This is a genomic window from Nocardia wallacei, assembly GCF_029868745.1.
Classification (GTDB): domain Bacteria; phylum Actinomycetota; class Actinomycetes; order Mycobacteriales; family Mycobacteriaceae; genus Nocardia; species Nocardia wallacei_B.
The window spans coordinates 64,034-79,696 of record NZ_JARWOP010000381.1 but is presented as its reverse complement, the minus strand read 5'-3'; the positions used below and the strand labels follow the sequence as shown (position 1 = coordinate 79,696).

The 15,663-nt window shown below is 69.7% G+C and carries 12 protein-coding genes and 1 pseudogene; 5 read left to right on the top strand and 8 right to left on the bottom strand.

Annotated features, from left to right (window positions below):
• Positions 1–122: 122 nt before the first annotated feature.
• Positions 123–2,660: pseudogene (locus QH470_RS36480) on the bottom strand (type I polyketide synthase); the annotation flags it as partial.
• A 336-nt stretch (positions 2,661–2,996) separates the two neighbouring features.
• On the opposite strand from QH470_RS36480, the gene QH470_RS36475 reads away from it, so the two are divergent.
• Positions 2,997–3,542, top strand: a complete 546-nt coding sequence (locus tag QH470_RS36475) for a nuclear transport factor 2 family protein (protein ID WP_280276954.1) — start codon at positions 2,997–2,999, stop codon at positions 3,540–3,542.
• Positions 3,543–3,553: 11 nt separating this feature from the next.
• Here the strand turns inward: QH470_RS36475 and QH470_RS36470 are convergent, their stop codons facing one another.
• From QH470_RS36470 to QH470_RS36460, 3 genes are all read right to left on the bottom strand, one after another.
• A complete protein-coding gene (locus QH470_RS36470; protein ID WP_187688784.1) occupies positions 3,554–4,264 on the bottom strand; it encodes a TetR/AcrR family transcriptional regulator in 711 nt (236 codons plus the stop codon).
• A gap of 174 nt (positions 4,265–4,438) precedes the next feature.
• A complete protein-coding gene (locus tag QH470_RS36465) occupies positions 4,439–5,350 on the bottom strand; it encodes a cutinase family protein (protein WP_280276953.1) in 912 nt (303 codons plus the stop codon).
• Positions 5,351–5,559: 209 nt separating this feature from the next.
• On the bottom strand, positions 5,560–6,324 hold the full coding sequence (locus QH470_RS36460) for a GntR family transcriptional regulator (RefSeq protein ID WP_280276952.1): 765 nt from the start codon (positions 6,322–6,324) through the stop codon (positions 5,560–5,562).
• A 141-nt stretch (positions 6,325–6,465) separates the two neighbouring features.
• On the opposite strand from QH470_RS36460, the gene QH470_RS36455 reads away from it, so the two are divergent.
• A complete protein-coding gene (locus QH470_RS36455) occupies positions 6,466–7,968 on the top strand; it encodes an ABC1 kinase family protein (protein ID WP_280276951.1) in 1,503 nt (500 codons plus the stop codon).
• A gap of 31 nt (positions 7,969–7,999) precedes the next feature.
• Here QH470_RS36455 and QH470_RS36450 read toward each other — a convergent pair whose 3' ends face one another.
• A complete protein-coding gene (locus QH470_RS36450) occupies positions 8,000–9,259 on the bottom strand; it encodes a KasA/KasB family beta-ketoacyl-ACP synthase (protein ID WP_280276993.1) in 1,260 nt (419 codons plus the stop codon).
• A 318-nt stretch (positions 9,260–9,577) separates the two neighbouring features.
• On the opposite strand from QH470_RS36450, the gene QH470_RS36445 reads away from it, so the two are divergent.
• A complete protein-coding gene (locus tag QH470_RS36445) occupies positions 9,578–9,859 on the top strand; it encodes a hypothetical protein (RefSeq protein ID WP_280276950.1) in 282 nt (93 codons plus the stop codon).
• 11 nt (positions 9,860–9,870) lie between these two features.
• Here the strand turns inward: QH470_RS36445 and QH470_RS36440 are convergent, their stop codons facing one another.
• The gene (locus QH470_RS36440) at positions 9,871–10,473 is read right to left on the bottom strand and encodes a UdgX family uracil-DNA binding protein (RefSeq protein WP_280276949.1); all 603 of its coding nucleotides are present in this window, start codon (positions 10,471–10,473) and stop codon (positions 9,871–9,873) included.
• Between the two features lie 155 nt (positions 10,474–10,628).
• Between QH470_RS36440 and QH470_RS36435 the strand changes: the two genes are divergently transcribed.
• Positions 10,629–12,128, top strand: a complete 1,500-nt coding sequence (locus QH470_RS36435) for a flavin-containing monooxygenase (protein WP_280276948.1) — start codon at positions 10,629–10,631, stop codon at positions 12,126–12,128.
• A 36-nt stretch (positions 12,129–12,164) separates the two neighbouring features.
• Here the strand turns inward: QH470_RS36435 and QH470_RS36430 are convergent, their stop codons facing one another.
• The gene (locus QH470_RS36430) at positions 12,165–13,169 is read right to left on the bottom strand and encodes a sigma-70 family RNA polymerase sigma factor (protein ID WP_280276947.1); all 1,005 of its coding nucleotides are present in this window, start codon (positions 13,167–13,169) and stop codon (positions 12,165–12,167) included.
• Between the two features lie 153 nt (positions 13,170–13,322).
• On the opposite strand from QH470_RS36430, the gene QH470_RS36425 reads away from it, so the two are divergent.
• Positions 13,323–14,054, top strand: coding sequence for an SDR family NAD(P)-dependent oxidoreductase (locus QH470_RS36425; RefSeq protein WP_280276946.1), 732 nt, complete (start codon positions 13,323–13,325; stop codon positions 14,052–14,054).
• A 164-nt stretch (positions 14,055–14,218) separates the two neighbouring features.
• On the opposite strand, the gene QH470_RS36420 is transcribed toward QH470_RS36425, so the two are convergent.
• Positions 14,219–15,553, bottom strand: a complete 1,335-nt coding sequence (locus tag QH470_RS36420; RefSeq protein ID WP_280276945.1) for a family 1 glycosylhydrolase — start codon at positions 15,551–15,553, stop codon at positions 14,219–14,221.
• Positions 15,554–15,663: the final 110 nt, after the last annotated feature.

The window sequence follows — 15,663 nt, the reverse complement described above, 5'->3', positions numbered from 1 at the left end:
GCGGACCACGTCTTCGATATCGGGCTCCTCGATGGACAGGTCGCGGACCTCGGCGCGCGCCCCGCCCCCCCGGTGGAGGAGTGGGGGCGGGGGGGGGTGTGGGGGGTGAGCTGGGTGTGGTGGTCGGCGCCGCCGGGGGCGTGGGTCGGCACCGCGGCGCCGGCGCCGCCCTGGTGCAGCAGGATCTCCCGGATGCTGCCGCTCAGTACCGGATGCGGTCCGACCTCGAGGAAGATCCGGTGCCCGTCACCGAGCAGGGTCTCGACGGTGTCGGCGAAGCGGACCGACTCGCGCACGTTGCGGCACCAGTACTCGGCGTCCCAATCCTGTGGTGTCGCCCGCGCCGCGGTGACCGTGGAGTACACGGTGACCGACGTGTCGCGGGCCGCGAGCGCGGCCAGCGCCGTGCGCAGCTCGTCGAGGATCGGATCCATCAACCGGCTGTGGTAGGGCACCTCCACGCGCAGCATGCGAGCGAAAACACCGTCGGCGGTGAGCTTTTCGGCGAGGTCGAGCAGGATCGGCGCGGGGCCCGCGAGGGTTACCGCCGACGGGCTGTTGATCGCGGCGACGTCCACGCCGTCGAGGTCGGCCAGCAGGTCGCGGGCCTCGGCCGCGGGCAGCCCGACCGCGAGCATCGCGCCGCTGCCGGCGGTGGTGGCCTGCAGACGGGAGCGGTGGTAGCTGACCGTCACCGCTTCGGCGAGGGTCAGCGCCCCCGACACATACGCGGCGGTGACCTCGCCGACGCTGTGGCCCACGACCACGGCGGGCCGGATGCCGCGCTCGGCGAGTTCGGCGGTCAGCGCGGCTTGCAGCAGGAAGTTCGCGGGTTGCGCGATCTCGGTGCGGGTGATGCGGGAATCCGCCTCGGCACGCAGCATCTCGTCGAGAATCGACCAGCCCGCGAGCTTGCCGAACTCCCGGTCGACCTCGCGCGCCACCGCGGCGGCCGGGCCGTCGCCGCGCAGCAGCTCGCGCCCCATGCCCCACCACTGCGGGCCCATACCGCTGTAGACGAACACCGGATCGGTATCGCCCTCGGTCACCGCGCGGGCGGGCGCCTGCCCACCGCCCGCGGCGAATTCGGCCAGTTGGGCGCGGAGATCGTCGGAGTGGGCGTAGCGGAACGCCGCCCGCAGCGGATGATGCGCCCGCCGCACCCAGGCCGCGGCGGTGAGCCGGTCCACGGGCTCGGCGTCGACCGCCAGTTCCGCGGCCAGCGACCGCAATGCCGTCTCGCTCCGCGCGGAGAGCGGGAAGATCGGCAGCCCTGGGTGGTTGTCCCGCACGACAATCGCGGCGGGTTGGGGTTCGAGCGAGGCCGTCGCGGCCTGTCCCGTCACGATGGCCGTATCCGGGCGGCGGCCCGCGGTCACGGTGGAATCCGTTGCGGGGCCGATGATGACGTGAGCGTTGGTGCCGCCGTAGCCGAAACTGTTGACCGCGACCAGGGGTCGGCGCAGCGGCTCGGGAGCCATCGGCACGCGCAGCCGCAGGCCGTCGAAGTCGATCTCGGGGTTGGGATTGTCCAGGCGCACCTGCGGGGCGACGGTTCCGTGGTAAACCGTCAGCGCGGCCTTGATCACCCCGGCTACGCCCGCCGCCGCCTCGGTGTGCCCGATATTGTTCTTCAGCGAGCCCACCGGCAGCGGCTCGGTACGCCCGTCGACCGCGCCGTACACGTGGCCCAGTGCCGTCAGCTCGATCGGATCACCGACCGGCGTGCCCGTTCCGTGCGCCTCGACGAACCCGATCTCCGCCGGGGAGATCCCGGCCCGCGTGTGCACGCGGCGCGCGAGCTGTTCCTGCGCAACGGGATTCGGCACCGGGATGGCGAGGGTGCGGCCGTCCTGGTTCACGCCGCTGCCGCGCACCACCGCGTAGACGCGGTCGCCGTCGCGCCGCGCGGCCGCCAGCGGCTTGAGGATCACCGCGCCCGCGCCCTCGCCGCGCCCGTAACCGTCGGCGGCGGCGTCGAACGACTTGCAGTGCCCGTCGACCGCGAGGAACCGGCCCTTGCACATCGAGATGAAGGTCTCCGGCTGCAGCATGGCGTTGGTGCCGCCGACGATGGCCGACTCGCACTCGCCGGCTGCCAGCGCCTGTACCGCCTGATGCAATGCCACCAGCGAGGAGGAGCAGGCGGTATCGATCGTCATGGTCGGGCCGTGCAGATCGAGCAGGAACGCGATACGCGCCGACAGCAGGGTATGCGAGGAACTGGTGGGGGTGTGGCTGTTGATCGCGTGCCGGACCACGTTGCGCCCCACGGCATTGTCCATCATGAACCCGCCGACGAAGACGCCGACGTCGCGCCCGCCGATGCGCCCGGCCATGCCGCCGTCGTCGAGCGCCTCCCACGCCACCTCGAGCAGCAGCCGCTGCTGCGGGTCCATGATCGACGCCTCGCGCTGGGAGATGCCGAAGAAGTCCGCGTCGAACTCCCACAGCGATCGGCCGAGGAAGCCGCCGTGGCGGGTGTACATGCGGCCCGGCGCCTCCGGGTCGGGGTCGTAGAACTTGTCCAGGCTCCACCGGTCCGGCGGGACCTCGACGATGCCGTCACCCCGCCGGATCAGGAAATCCCAGAAGGAAGCGGGATCTTCGATGCCACCGGGAAAGCGGCAGCCGATCCCGACGATTGCTGCATCGGACATGGCGCGGTCCTCTGAATATCTGCACCGACCGGTGCGCGGCGGTAAGACTGTGCGGCCGAGTATTTCCCGGGCCAGTTGGACAGCATAGTTTCGATAATCGTTGCCATGGGTCAACTTCGGTGAAAGTCTTTGCGGCGCAGTGCAAGTAGGCATGACAAACGTGAATTGTGATGTGCTGCGGCAGTGTCCTGACGTTGTTATTGCGCGCTGACATCGTTATTTGTCCAGAGCGTCGCCGGAGAGTTTTCGAGAACGGGATTTCCGATAACATCGTCATTGCCACCGATTACATCGTTATCAACACCGTGACAATGTTATGGGTGTACTTTCGCGCCCATGCACTCCGGTGAATTCACGCTCGACCCGGACGCCGAGCCGATCGCCGGCCGGGATTGGTTGCGGGCCTTCGTCGATCGCTACATCGCCGGATGGAACACCGGCGACCCGGCCGCCGTCGCCGCCTGCGTCAGCACCGACACGCGCTGGCTCGACCCCTCGGAGGAGGGGCTGATCATCGGCCGGGCGGCCGTGGCGAAATTCGTCGGCGACACCGTGCGATCGTTCCCCGACGTCTCCTACGACCTGGTCTTCGAACCCACGATCACCGCCGACGAGCGCGCCGCGATCGTGCCGTGGCGGATGAGCGGCACCCATCTCGGACCCATCGACCCGCCCGGATTCGCCGCCACCGGAAAGAAATTCGACCTGCTGGTGGTCGACATCTGGCAGTTCCGGTCGGGGCTGATCTGGCGCAGCAAGGCCACCTGGGACCTCAACGAACTGCTGCTGCAACTGGGACTGCTGCCCAAGCGCAACGGCTTCGCCGAACGCTTCATGGCCCGGGCGCAGCGAGCCGGAGCGAAGCTGCGCCCGCCCCGCTGAGGACCGAACGCTCAGGTCAGGGTGACGGGATCCTGGCTGGGTGACAGCACCAGCTGCGCGACCCGCGTCACCGACTGCTGCACGCGCGCCGGTTCGGCGCCCATCCCGATCAGGATGTTGACGATCGAGGGCAGCAATACCTCGGTGAGCCCCTCGTCGCCGTAGAGCCCGGCCATGTCCAGCTGGATGAACCCGTATAGGCCCGTCCAGAATTGGGCGGCCGCGGCCCGCGCGTTCGTCGCCCGGATCAGCCCGGCGTCCAGCGCGCGCTGGGTCGCTCGCACCACGTGGTCGAAGCTCTCGGCGAAGTTCTCGAAATCGGAGTCGCCCGAGCCGGACAGGATATTGCCCCGGTTGAGCTTGACCTCCGCCTTCGGCGACTCGGTGGCGTACATCAGCCGGAACAGCTCCGGCTTGTGCAGCGCCTCGTCGCGGAAGATGAAGCCCAGCACCAGAATGTCGGTAATCGGATCGTCGCTGATCGCGCACTCGGACAGGCGGGTGTTGAGCTGCGCGAAGCCGACCGAGCCGACCGCCCGCAGCAATCCGGGCATGCCGCTGAAATTCGAATAGATCGCCATGGTCGATACATCACATATCCGGGAGACCCGTCGCACCGTCAGCGCCGCGAGCCCCTCCGTCGAGAGGAGTTGGATTGTCGCATCTATCAGTCGTTCTCGAAGCGACGACACCGTATCGGTTGCCGTGCTTGTTCCACTCATGCCAGCCACCTGCAATTCGTCGGCCTCGGCCGGCGTTGCACCTATCCGCTGCCGCACCGAGCCCTCATTCGCAAACCCGCCCCCAACTACCCGTTACCGGTCGGTAGCGTACGAGATATCGGGTCGGGAGAAGGACCGTTTGGCGAATTTCAGGAGTATCGGAGGCCGGTCGGCTCAGCGCGCCGCGTCGCGCAGCCAGTTGCGCAGCCAGCCGGTCGCGGTGGCGCCGTTGCCGTCGACGACGTACGACGCGTACTCCTGATGCACCTTGGAGCTGTAGAACTCCTCGAGCTCCTGCCGGCGCTGTTCGTTGGCGGAATCGCTGAACTGGCTCTGCAACATCGGGAGCCCGCCCGCGGCCATCAGATCGTTGATGATCGACTGCGCCTCCTGCTGATACCGGTTCGCCAGGCCCGGATCGGGCGCGGAGAGCTGCGCGAAGAAGCCGGCGATCCGGGTGGCGTAATCGTCGTCGGGCGTGGAGCAGTACAGGTCGCCGACGGCGCAGATGCTGCGCACTCGCGGTGTCAGCCAGCCGAATCCGCCGATCCGGGGCCCGCCCGCGCCGGCGCCGGGCACCGGCGGGCCGACCATCGGATCGGTCGGGGAGCGGCGCGGGTCGGCGAGCAGGCCCACCGCGGCCACCCGGTCCGGCGGCACCACCCCGAGGCCCGTGCCGATCTGGGCGGCCAGGTCACCGGCGGCGTCGGCGCCCTGGCTGTAGCCCAGCAGGGCGATCCGGGTGGCGGCGCAGGCGCGTCCCATGTCCGCGACCAGGTTTCGCGCGTTGTCGATACCCTCCTGCTTGGACCGGCCGTACACCTCGCCCTCCCACGGCATCGCGGTCGCCGCGTAGCTGACGTAGTCGGTGCGGATATTGCCGGGCAGGCCGTCGGTGACGGCGGACAGCATGCCTTCCCGGGGCTCCTCGCGCGAGGTCTCCCAGGTACCGGGCACGGCGACCACGTACAGGTCCGGGCAGCCGCCGGGCGCGGCGTGCGCCGCCGGCGTTCCGGCCGCCGACACCAGCGCCGCCGCTATCGCCGCCGCGGACGCGAGGGCACCACAACTTTTTCGAACAGACACGACCGAACTCCTTGCGCCGCAGAACCTTTCCCGGTGAGACGGCCGCCGAGCGCGCGATATTCGCGGTGCGCGAATACCTCGAGGACGTGCTCGCGAACCCCCTGCCGACTCGACGGTAACCGAGACCGGCGGTCCCGCGCGCGAGGTTAGGCCAAGATGTAGGTGAACCGTGCCTGAACCCTTACCAACGGCGGGAAGCCGCGGTGAGGTCAGGCGGTGGCCGCGGCCGGCGCCTCCCCGGGGCTCATCACCTGCTCGAAATGCGCCACGACACGGTCGTGGAACATCCCGAACAGGTCCTCGAACAGCGCCACCTGCGCGTCCGACGGGCCGGACTCGGAATCCCACACCGCCGCCAGCGCCCGCCACATCAGCACGTGTAGATCCGGGCCCACCGAGTAATAGGACTCGACGGCGGCGGGCACCTCGAGGATCATCTCGCCGATGGAGTTGAGCACCGCGCGCTGCATGCTGTGGCCGAGCGCCGACAGCAGCGTGCGGACCAGGGCCAGCTCACCGGCGAACAGCGCCGACAGGTTCGGATTGGGCTGGCGGGCCAGGGTTTCCAGGTCGTCGATGGACCGCTCCAGCAGCGCGGTATCCGCGCCGTGCGGCTCGGCGGTGTAGACCAGTAACGCGTCCATCACGATCTGCCGCTGCATGGTGACGATATCGCGGAACATCTCGACCGCGACCTCGGGCTGCGGCAGCGAGAGCCGGAACAGCCTGCGGTACACCTCGACTCCGCCGTGCTCGCGGACATCGCGGATGGTGAAACCCTTGCCGCGATGCGCCTCCACGAACCCGTGCGACTCCAGCCGGCCCAGGATGAGTTGCGCCGTCGCGCGATTCATCGCGAACTCCTCGGCGACCTGGCGAACGGAGGGCATCAGGTCGCCGGGAGTGTACTCACCCGCCGCCACCCGGCGCGCCAACTCGTCGGCGACATCGGCGACGACCGTCTGCGCTCCCATTGATCTCTCAACCCTTTCGATGTGGTTGACCGATGTGGTTGACCCACGAACACTTTTCGGCTACGTCCCAGACAGTCTAAGCTGTGCTGAGCCGAACTGCACGTGCATGGGTTGCGGGCTGTGCACACGATGGGGTGATCGATGTCTTTTCGTCGCGTCGGCGACCGGCCGGAGAACGAACGCACCGGCGCCGGTCGCGCGTGGGGCCGTGCCCGCCGGGACGGAAATCCGCCGGGGCACAGGATGGTTCGCAACGCGAAGCTGGCCGCCCTGCCGGTGGCGTTCGCCGGGCGGCGGGCCGCCGGCGTCGGCAAACGGGCGCTGGGACGTTCGCCCGCCGAGATCGAGCACGAGATCCAGGTCCGCACCGCCCAGCACATCTTCGAGGTGCTCGGTGAACTGAAAGGGTGCGCGGCCAAACTGGGTCAGCTCCTTGCCATCTACGAGCTGGCGCTGCCGCCCGCGCTGGCCGAGCCGTACCGCACCGCGCTGAGCCGGTTGCAGGACTCCGCGCCGCCGATGCTGCCGCGCACGGTGCATGCCGCCGTGGCCGAGAGTCTCGGTGCGGACTGGCGGGATCGGTTCGCCGACTTCGACGATCGGCGCGCCGCGGCGGCCAGCATCGGGCAGGTGCACCGGGCCGTCTGGCACGACGGCCGCCCGGTCGCGGTGAAGGTCATGTACCCCGGCGCCCGCGCCGCGGTCCTCGGCGATCTCGACGAACTGCGCCGGATCTCCGCGCTCGCACCGGTTTTCGCGCCGGGCGCGGACATCAAATCGCTGACCGAGGCGCTGGCGGGATCGGTGCGAGCCGAACTCGACTACGCGGCCGAGGCCGACAACCAGCGCGTCTTCGCCGCCGCCTACGCCGACGACCCGGACTTCCTGATCCCGCGGGTGGTAGCCCAGCAGGGCGACGTGGTGGTCTCGGAGTGGCTCGACGGCGTGCCGCTGTCGCGGCTGATCGCCTCCGGCTCCCAGTCCGAGCGGGACCGGGCCGGGATGCTGGTGCTGCGGTTCACCTTGTCGGCCTGGCAGCGGACGGGCATGCTGTACTGCGACCCGCACCCCGGCAATTTCCGCGTATTGCCCGACGGCCGCTTGGGTGTGGTCGATTTCGGGGCCTGCACACCGTTTCCGCCGGAGGGTTTCCTCGACGCCGTGTCGGGCATCGGCGAGGCGCTCGTCAACGGCGGCGACCCCGAACTGCGCGACGCGATCCGCGCGCACGGATTCGTCGATCCGGACCGGGATTTCGACGTGGAGGCGCTCGGCAAACAGCTCGAGCCGTTCGTCGAGCCGCTGCTGGCGCCGACCTTCCAGCTGTCGACGCGATGGTTGCGCAAGCGCGTGCTGCGCGCCCTGGACCTGCGGCTGACCAATGTCAATCGCGAACTCACCATGCCCGCGGACTACACCCCGTTCGCCCGCTGCGTGCTGACCGCGGCCGGACTGATGTGCCAGCTGCACGTCGAGGGCCCGATCGGCGCCGAAATCCAGCGCTGGTCACCGGAATTGGCCGAGGTGGTGGCCCGCTACCGAGCCCGCGCCCCCGAGCAGGCCGATCTCGACGAGCCGGCCGACCTCGACGCCGCTCGCCGCCGCCGGGCCCGCGCGGCCTCCTCGGCGGAGGCCGCCGGCTGACGGCGGGGCGAGCGGAACCGGTACTCCGAACTCAGTACTTGCCGAACAGCACCGCGGCGTTGTGCCCGCCGAAGCCGAACGAATTGTTCATCGCGAACTCGACATTGGTGTAGCGGGGCTTGTCCCGGACCACGTCGAGGTCGACCTCCGGGTCCTGATTCTCGAGGTTGAGCGTCGGCGGGATGACCTGATCGCGCAGCGTCAGCACCGAGATGGCCGCCTCCAGCGCGCCGACCGCGCCCACCGAATGACCCAGCGCCGACTTGGGCGCGTACACGGCGGGGTGGCTGCCGATCGCGGCCGCGATGCCCTTCGCCTCGGACAGGTCGCCGATCGAGGTGCCGGTGGCGTGGGCGTTGACGTGATCGATGTCGGCGGCGGTGACGCCCGCGGTCTCGATGGCCCGGCGCATCGCGCGCGCACAGCCCAGACCCTCGGGGTCCGGCGCGACCATGTGGTAGCCGTCGGCGGTCAGTCCGGCGCCGAGCAGGCGGGCCAGCGGCTTGGCGCCGCGGGCCAGCGCGTGCTCCTCGGTCTCGAGCACCAGCAGCGCCGCCGCCTCGCCGAAGACGAAACCGTCGCGGTCGCGGTCGAAGGGACGCGAGGCGCGCTCGGGCTCGTCGACCCGCGAACTCAGCGCGCGCGCCATGGTGAATCCGGCGATCGCCATCGGGTTGATATAGCCCTCGACGCCACCGGCCACCATCATGTCGGCCTCGCCCAGGATCATCGTGCGCCACGCGTGCACGAGCGCCTCGTTGCCCGACGCGCACGCCGAGACCGGGGTGACCACACAGGCCCGCGCCCCGATGTCCAGGCCGACGACGCCGGATACGCCGTTGGGCATGCTCATCGGCACGGCGAACGGCGACACCTTGCGGTAGCCGCCGGCGCGCATCGCGTCGTTGGCGTCGACGATGGTGTCGGCGCCGCCGAGGCCGGTGCCGATGCAGACGCCCAGGCGGTCCTTGTCGACCTCCGGTTCCCCGACGGTCGCCCACAGGCGCTTGCCCATGGCGTACGCCATCTGCTGCACGTAGCACATCCGGCGCTTGCGGACCCGGTCGAGATCGGCGGTCGGGTCGTGGACGAGCTTGCCGCCGATCGTGTTCGGCAGGCCGGCCTCGGTGATCTCCGGGTCGGTCAGCGTCTTGATCCCGCTCGCACCCGAGAGCAGGCCTTGCCAGCTGCTGTCGGTGTCGGCGCCGATCGACGTCGTGATCTCCACCGCGGTGACCACGATGTCGCGGAAACCCCCGTTGCGAGTGGAGAAGTTCTCGAGCTTGCCCACGTTCTGGTAATCCTCACTGTCGGTCCCTGCGGACGCGAATACGGCGGCATCGGCGGACGCGATGACGTCATTGTCGAAGGCGTACGACACCGGCGCCCAACCCGCCGGTGCAGGTGAACGGATCGCGTGCTCGGGTCAGCCTACAGCGTGCGGGCCGGTCGCTCCGGTCGGCGAAACGCCCCCTGCCGGGAAACGGTCACCGCGTACCCTCAGGCTGTTCCGGCCGGATCGTGATGCTCGATGTTTGCCCTGGCCGGACCGTGGAACCCTGCCGATACCACCGGGCCGAAGCAGGCCCGCACGGGCAACGGAAGGGGCGTGCCCGAGATGGTGATGACCGCGATGTCGGAGCTGGTTCGCAGCCAGCTGGAAAATCCACACCCGGAAGCCCCGCCCGGATCGGGCGCGTCGGCCTCGTTGTTGCGGCACCTTGTCTGGCTGCATCTGGCGGCCACCGCGATCGCCACGATCTGGTGGGTGCATCTGGCGCGCACCCGCGGGGACGGGCGATTGCGCGCGGTGCACGTGGCGATGCTGGCCATCCTGCTGGGACTGTCGTCCGCGGGCGCGGGGCTGCTGCTGGGCGCCGCGCTGGAATAGGCGGCGGGCCGTCATCCCATGGCGGCCCGTGCGATACGCAGGTCCGCGAGGAACTCCGCGTAGGCGGCGTCGCGGTCCGGAGAGCGCAGCACCGCCGACGGGTGCACCGTCGCCACCGCGCGGCCCGCGCCCAGCGCTACCACCTGACCGCGCTGCTTGCTCACGCGGAACGACGGGTCGATGACCGACTGCGCCGCGATGGCGCCCAGGCACACCACCAGGTCCGGCTCGATCCGGTCCAGCTCGGCCTCGAGCCAGGGCCGGCAGGCGGTGATCTCGGTCTTGCCGGGCTGCTGGTGGATGCGGCGCTTGCCCCGCTCGGTGAACTTGAAGTGCTTGACCGCGTTGGTCAGATACACCGTCTCGCGGTCGATCCCCGCCTCGGCCAGCGCGCGGTCCAGCAGGCGTCCGGCGGGCCCGACGAACGGGCTGCCCGCCACATCCTCCCGATCGCCGGGCTGCTCGCCGACGAGCACGACGCTCGCGCTCTCCGGTCCCGCGCCGAAGACGGTCTGAGTGGCGTGCTTGTACAGCTCACAGCCGTGGCACCGGCAGGACGCCGCGCGCAGGGTCGCCAGATCCGCGCCCTCGGGAATGAATTCACTGGCGCTCATGTCCTGTCCTCCCTTGTCGGCTGCTGCGGCGATACCCGGGTCGGGCCGGGAGAAACAGCGGCCCACGCGCTAGACGTAACCTGCAATCACACGTACCCTGCGGGTAGGCCCGGTCACGGACGTCCGGGCGCGGATCACACGAAACGAGTACCTCAATGGCGCGGCATGTCGACGTACTGATCATCGGCGCGGGCCTGTCCGGCATCGGAATGGCCTGCCACCTGACCCGCGAGCAGACCGGGCGCAGCTACGCGATCCTGGAGCGGCGCACCGCCATCGGCGGCACCTGGGACCTGTTCCGCTACCCGGGTATCCGCTCCGACTCGGACATGCTGACCTTCGGGTTCGGCTTCCGGCCCTGGCACGGCACCAAGGTGCTCGCCGACGGCCCGCACATCCGCCGCTACATCGCCGACACCGCCGACGAGTACGGCGTCACGCCGCACATCCGGTTCGGCCGCAAGGTCACGCGGGCCAATTGGTCCAGCGCACAAGGCATCTGGACGGTGACCGCCCGCGACGAGCAGACCGGCGAGACCGAGACCTACACCAGCAACTTCCTCATCGGCTGCACCGGCTATTACGACTACGACAACGGCTACCGCCCGTCGTTCCCCGGCGAGGAGAACTTCCGCGGGCCCATCGTGCACCCGCAGCACTGGCCCGAGGACCTCGACTATCGCGGCAAGCGGGTCGTGGTGATCGGCAGCGGCGCCACCGCGATCACCCTGGTCCCGGCGATGAGCGCCGACGCCGCGCACGTGACCATGCTGCAGCGCTCGCCCACCTACATCACCGCGCTGCCCGCCGACGACCCGCTGGCGGTCGGCATGAAATTCGCGCGAGTGCCCGCCGCCCTCGCCTACAAGGCGGGCCGGGCCCGCAATATCGCCTTGCAGCGGGCCAGTTTCCAACTGTCTCGGACCAATCCGAAGCTCTCGCGCAAGCTCCTGCTGGCCGCGGTGCGGGCACAGGTCGGACCGCGGATCGACATGCGGCACTTCAGCCCCGCCTACAACCCGTGGGATCAGCGCCTGTGCGTGGTGCCCAACGGTGATCTGTTCAAGGTGCTGCGCAGCGGGCGGGCCTCGATCGTGACCGACCGCATCGCCGCGTTCACCGAGACCGGCATCCGGCTGGAGTCGGGCGACGAACTGCCCGCCGACATCGTCATCAGCGCGACCGGCCTCACCGTGCAGATGCTGGGCGGCGCCACCCTCGAACTGGACGACGAGCCGGTCTCGGTGCGCGATCTGGTCGCCTACAAGGGCGCACTGCTCGGCGGCATCCCCAACGCCATGATCGTGCTCGGCTACACCAACGCCTCGTGGACGCTGAAGGCGGACCTGGCCGCCGAGTACTTCTGCCGCCTGCTCAACCATCTGCGCGACCACGGGCTGACCCGGTTCGTCGCGGTGCCCGAGCCCGGCGACATCTCCCGCGATTCGCTCATGGGCGGGGCGCTGACCTCCGGCTACATCACCCGCGGCGACGCGGTGATGCCGCGTCAGGGCACCCGCGGACCCTGGAAGGTGATCAACAACTACTTCCGCGACCGCGCCCTGCTGCGCAAGGGACCGCTCGAGGACGGCGTGCTGCGCTTCTCCCGCGAGACCGCGGACCTGCGCGCCGTGCCGGAAAGCCGTTCTGCCTGAGCGGTTTTCGGTTCGGTGGGTTGCCCTCCGAGGAAATCATCTGCGGGGAAGTGAGCGGGGGAGCCCGAACCACGGGAGCACGCTGTTGTCGAAACGGGTCACGGCGCTGATCCGGTTGCCGGCCAGCGTGAGGACGAGAAGTCCGGTCCCGCGCCGGATTCCGTCGGTCGCCGAGCGCAAATAGGTCCCGAATGCCGGTTGGCCGTTGGCTCGCGTAGGCACCATGTGGTAAGTCCGGTCGCCGCTCATCAGCGCGGCGTAGAAGCCGGCGACGGCGTCGCGGCCGACATATTCGAGGGGCATAGGCGGCATGGAGATGCGAACGTCGTCGGTGAGTAGGGCGACCAAGGCATCTATATCACCGGATTCGTAGGCGCGGGCGAACCTCGCCACGAGTGCCTGCTGGGCGGGCGAGGGAGGCGAATCGGCGTCCGTACTCGACGGGAGTCGCCGTTGCAGCGTCGCGCGCGCTCGTTTCAGAGCGCTGTTGACCGATTCGACCGTCGCGTCGAGCATGTCCGCGACCTCGGCTGCCGGGTATCCGAGCACCTCGCGCAGGATCAGAACGGCGCGCTGGCGCGCGGGGAGGATCTGCAGCGCGGTGATGAAAGCCAACGAGATGGACTCGGCTTGCTCATAGCGGGCTTCCGGGCCGAGCGGCATGGCGATCGCGGGGTCGAGGAGCGCGTCCGGATACGGCTCCAGCCACACCACCTCGCCGCGCCGGGTCGGCTCCGGGGGGTCGATTTCGGGCACATCCCACTCCTTTGCCGGGCGCCGGGCGGCCGAGCGAAGCGCGTTGAGACATTGATTGGTGGCGATCCGATACAGCCAGGTGCGGATCGAGGAACGCCCTTGGAAGCGGTCGAGACCGCGCCACGCCGCGAGCAGCGTGTCCTGGAGCACGTCCTCGGCGTCCTGGAACGAGCCGAGCATCCGATAGCAGTGTCGGTGCAGTTCCCGGCGGTGCGGCTCGGTCAGCTGCCGGAACGCCTCGCCGTCCCCGGCTCGCGCCCTCGCGATCAGGTCGCTCGCGGTCACGTGTCATCACCCCTGCCTGGTGTCGGCTCGTCGGTCTTCTCTGTGTGCTGACACCGCCCGGGCCTCGAACTGGGCGCTGCATGCCCCGCCCAATTTTTCGAGGTCGGGGTGTCTGCACCATCGACGGTTCATATTCGCCTGATTGGAGAACGCATGACTCTCGCGGACAAAACGGTTCTGGTGACCGGAGCCAACCGAGGCCTCGGACGGGCTTTGGTCGACGAGGCTCTGAGCCGGGGCGCGACCCGGGTCTACGCAGGCACGCGGCAGCCCCTGATGCACCCCGACGCGCGCGTCACGCCCCTGGCCCTGGACGTGACCGACGCCGAACAGATCGCCGCCGCCGGCGAGGCCGTCGCTTCGCTCGATGTCCTTGTCAACAACGCGGGCCTGGGAGGTTATGAGGACCTCGCCGATCGCGCCGCGCTGGAGCGGTATCTCGCGGTCAACCTTTTCGGCCCGTACGGCGTCACGCAGGCCCTCCTGCCCCGGCTCGTCGAGTCGCGGGGCGCGATAGTCAACGTGGTGTCGATGGCGGCGCTGGCGGCATTGCCGGTCAGTCCCGGCTACTCGATCTCCAAGGCCGCCACGCTGTCCATGACCCAGTCCCTGCGAGCCACCCTCGCCGGTCAGGGCGTCCATGTGCACGCCGTGCTCGCCGGACCCGTGGACACCGACATGGTGCGCGAGCTCCCGATTCCGAAGGCGTCACCGTCGTCGGTTGCCCGAGCCATCTTCGACGGAATTGCGCAGGGCCACGACGACATCTTCCCCGACCCGTTCTCACAGGCGTTCGCCGTCGGCTGGAACGGCGGCACGGTCAAGGCGCTCGAACGCGAGAACGCGGCGCTGATTTCCGCGGCACGGATGTTGCCCGGGGGGTGAACCGCCGCACAACGGGCAGGCGGGCAGGCTTCCGGCCTGGCACCGGCGAGTTCACCACCTCGGGCAGAGCGCCGGGGGCAGCCCGACCAGACCAGCATCCTCCGCCCGCGCGCGGTGGCGGGCGGGCCGAACGTCGGCAGTCGAGGTGCCGAAGGTCCTTCCGGTTACCGCGGCACGGTGACCGGATCGGTGCAGCTGCCGGGTGTGTCGACCAGCGAGCAGGCGCCCGGCGCGCGGGTCGGGCGGTAGTCGCCGGGCACCCCGCCCGCCCGGGTGATCGCGCTGTAGGCGGCGACCGCGTCGGTCGGCCGGCGGGTGAGGCTCGGATCGGTCGTCACGTCGACGGTGTAGAGGCCGAAACGTGGTGTGTAGCTGCCCCATTCGTAGTTGTCGGTGATGCTCCAGTAGTTGTAGCCCATGACGTTCATGCCGTCGGCGCGGGCGCGCTGAATCCAGTAGACGGTGTCGCGCAGGTCGTCGGCGCGGGTGTAGCCGTCCGCGCGCGGCGCGCCGTTCTCGGTGGGTATGCCGTTCTCGACGATGTACAGGGGTTTGCCCGGGAAGCGGCGGGCGTAGTGTTCCAGCGCGTAGTAGATGCCCTCGGGCTGCAGCGGCATGGTCCACAGCGCATCGGGGTTGGGCGGCGCGCTGTTCAGCAGCGACTGCAGGGTGTAGCCGTAGTAGTAGTCGATGCCCACGTAGTCCAGCCGGTCGGAGATCGGGTCGATGATCCCGCCGTTGACCGGGCCTTCCGCGGCGCCGACGGAGTAGGCCACGTTGCTGGTGACCTGCGCGCCGGGCTGCGCGCGGTGGATGTGGTCGTAGATCGTGTTGTGCGCCTGCACCAATGCCTGCTGCATGGCCGGCAGTCCGGCCGGGGACAGGCCGCCGTTGCGGGTCTCGTTCACCAGATAGAACGTCGGCTCGTTGAAGGTGACCCACAGCGGATTGCGAGAGGCGTAGCGGTCCACCACTTTCCGGGCGTTGGTCAGCCAGTCGTCGAGCATGGCGGGGTGACCCCAGCCGCCGCGCTCGGCCGCCCAGCCCGGATACACCCAGTGGTCGAGGGTGAGCATCGGGCGGATGCCCGCAGCGGCCATGGTGTCGAGAACGCTGTCGTAGAAGGCGAATCCGTCCTCGGACCACTCGCCCGGCCGCGGCTGCACCCGGGCCCATTCGACGCTGATGCGGTAGACGCCCACGCCCAGCCCGGCCGCCAGGTCGATGTCGGAGGCGTAGCGGGTGTAGAAGTCGACCGCGTCGCGGTAGCGGTCGTAGGCGGGGTGCGCGTCGATGTAGCGCGTCCAATTGCTGTCCGGCGCATGGCCTTCGCACTGAAACCCGGCGCTGGCCACGCCCCAGAGGAAGTCCGATCCCAGGGCCGGCACGGTCGGCGGCGCGGCCGGGCGGGCACCGGCCGACGGTGCCGGACCGGCGAGCGCGGCGGCGGTGCCGGCCGCGAACAGGCCGAGAGCGTGACGGCGGCTGAACGGGCGCATCGGACTCCTCTACATCGACAGCGGATGACTTTCCGGCAGGCTAGCCGGGGCCACGGGCCCGGCCGCGGACCGCGCGGGAATGTCGTCATTCTGTCCGGTAACTGGTCGCC